Raw genomic sequence first — 2,691 nt, 5'->3', positions numbered from 1 at the left:
GTGTAGTGACACCGGGAACTGGAATTGTTCTCAACAATGAGATGGATGATTTTGCGGCTGCGCCAGGAGTGCCTAATGCGTTTGGTTTGGTTGGTAACGATGCCAACAGCATTGCACCCCGCAAAACTCCCCTATCTAGCATGACTCCCACAATTATCACAGAAAACGGTCATTTTCAGATGGCAGTGGGTGCGCCTGGTGGTAGCACCATCATCACCCAGGTTTTGCAAGTAATCCTAAATGTGCTGGAATACAACATGGATGTTGGTGCGGCTGTTTCTGTTCCACGCATACATCATCAATGGCTTCCAGATGAATTGCGTGTTGAATCCTGGGGCTTGGATGCTCTAACTTTGCAAGAGTTACGCAGACGGGGACACAATATAAAGGAGACTGCTCCTTGGGGTAATGGTAACGCGATCGCTGTTACATCTGATGGAACTTTAGAAGGAGCCGCCGATCCTCGCGGCGAAGGTTCCCCCAGAGGTTTGTGAGGGAGACGCACAGACGCAAAAAATAACTAATGACAAATGACCAATGACCAATGACAAATAACCAATGACAAATGACCAATGACCAATAACAAATGACTATTGATTTTGGATTGTTGACTCTGCGTAACTGCTGCTACCAAACTCGTTTGCCCGTGCGCTAGGTACTAGTGTCCAACCTGCTTTCAAAAGTTTTTGATAAGTTGCCCAACCCTTAGAACCACCTGGTATTTGATAATCTGGGACTGCAAAATGTCCAAAAGCTGTGTAGGGACGCCAGGGTTGATTGGGTTCTGACTGCAAATACAAAATTTTCTCTCCGTCGCCACCAGACTTAGATAACCAGCACATTTGTCGATGCATTGCAAACTCCTCTGCTTTTAGATAATCATGCATAATAACTGAATTTTGTCAAGCTTGTTATCACCTTTAGGATAATTTTTGCCTAATACTTTAGACAAAATGTAATTAAGTTCTATCCACTGTGGGATAATTGCTTAACAACTCATAGCCTGGAAGACAGCTGCTAATAGGACATAGAGATAAACAGCTTTGGCTCACCTTGTTTATTGGGTGAGATTTTTCTCATGTTATCCGCGTTTTTTGCGATCGTGTGTAACAATAACTACTGTTTTTGACTGAGGCTCGCAATCATACTATTTGTTTTTCTGCTGACATATATAAGCGCAGATTCTAGATTAGCTGTAGGGTAGAATAGCACTTACTTCAGCGAGATTTAGATACCCGATTTCTTCAATAAGTCGGGTATCTAACAACAAGTTGGGTTATTAGAAGGATGGAGCATACAACTTATCGCCAACAATCTGGCGAATTGTCTCTACTAGTTGGGTGTATGCAAAATTAGATAAAACTGGTTGTGCTGTTTGCAAGTGAATCGATCGATCTAAATCAATCCATGACTTACAGCCAGAGTATTTGGCGTAATAGGGAATTTCTTGCTCTTGGGGTAGTTTATATGTCCGCAGAAGCAGAATATAAAGGGGTTGACGTGCTTTCCATTTGAGGCGATCGCTAATAAAATGCTCGTTCCAAATATGAAAGGGAAGTAAACTGTTGACAATAGACTCGTCACTACAGGGCAAAATATCTGTAATTTCAGCCCAACTGCCAATGCGAACTGTTTCAGGATGCCAACCTGATGTTACTGGATAGACACTATTGGCATATTCAGCTTTCAGCATGAAAGCTTGTTGATGTTCATAAGTAGGGTAAAGCAAAATTTGCTTGTGGGCAACTTGAAAATGTCCATTTCGTTCGTGGATACCGCCTTTGCGGAGCAACATAATTGTTTTTCCACTTTCCAAGGCATTTATGGCAACTGCCCATTCTTTGAGAGCATGAAAAGTTGTAGTCAATTCCATCGGCATCTATTCTAACTGTGATTTAATTGAAGCTAAGACTGATAAAGTATGAACCTGTCCAAAGTAATGAATCCGCTCCTGACAATGCTGAAATAGTACCTATTGAAGAAACGATGAAAGCTTTTAACCTACCTTTCTTGATAATTGTACCCTTGGTTAGTTAGCTTTAGCCTGGTTAATTGCTCAACCTCAAACAAATGTGTAGACGCATAGCCGTTTGTAGCCAGACATCACCGGAGGGCGTTATCCCAAACAAGACGCATTAGCCGCCCAAATAGCAGAAATTGATGCCATTGGACGTATTGTCACCGACCATCTGGATGATAATCAGATTATGTGGGATTGATGACAATGCAATTTGGTTACTATGGTTAATCTATCTAAGATCCCTTTAACTTTCTTCAAAAGAGGCTTGGGGATCAAACTTCTGGCTCGAGATTGCAAAATCTAACAAAACGTCAACTTTCGTAAACCAAGGGTTGCAACTCACAAATTAAGTGATAGTTTAGATAGTAGGACACCAAACAAAATAAAACCAAACAAAAAGGGTCAATGACTTAGTGTCCCCTTGTCATCAGCCCAAGCAAATTTCAGCATATCAAATGTGATAGAAGTGGCAAAAAGCCCAATGTAGAAGGCAAAGCCAAATCCTAAAGCGGAAAAACGCAAGCATGCTGAGTTTGTTAGTTTTCCAGTCCACCCTAGTTGTTAACCTTCAGTTAGTTAATTAGTTTAAAATTTGAAACCTGTAAACGCGATAAAACCTGGTCAACCTCGACCAGGTTTTTGGTATTTTATCGAACATAATTCAGGAGTCA

The 2,691-nt window shown here is 41.3% G+C and carries 3 protein-coding genes; 1 reads left to right on the top strand and 2 read right to left on the bottom strand.

Annotated features, from left to right (window positions below; all coding sequences use genetic code 11):
* Positions 1-494, top strand: a 494-nt coding sequence (locus HWQ37_RS00120; protein ID WP_292742516.1) for a gamma-glutamyltransferase, incomplete at its 5' end; no start/stop codon positions are given.
* 96 nt (positions 495-590) lie between these two features.
* On the opposite strand, the gene HWQ37_RS00115 is transcribed toward HWQ37_RS00120, so the two are convergent.
* Together HWQ37_RS00115 and HWQ37_RS00110 are read right to left on the bottom strand one after the other, a co-directional pair.
* Positions 591-854, bottom strand: a complete 264-nt coding sequence (locus HWQ37_RS00115; protein WP_292742515.1) for a hypothetical protein — start codon at positions 852-854, stop codon at positions 591-593.
* 425 nt (positions 855-1,279) lie between these two features.
* Entirely contained in the window at positions 1,280-1,879 is a 600-nt protein-coding gene (locus HWQ37_RS00110; RefSeq protein ID WP_292742513.1) for a DUF1802 family protein, read from the bottom strand.
* Positions 1,880-2,691: the final 812 nt, after the last annotated feature.

It is taken from the genome of Nostoc sp. NMS4 (assembly GCF_017115095.1).
Lineage (GTDB): Bacteria > Cyanobacteriota > Cyanobacteriia > Cyanobacteriales > Nostocaceae > Nostoc.
The sequence above is the reverse complement of the archived record's forward strand: the minus strand, read 5'-3'. Positions and strand labels throughout refer to the sequence as shown.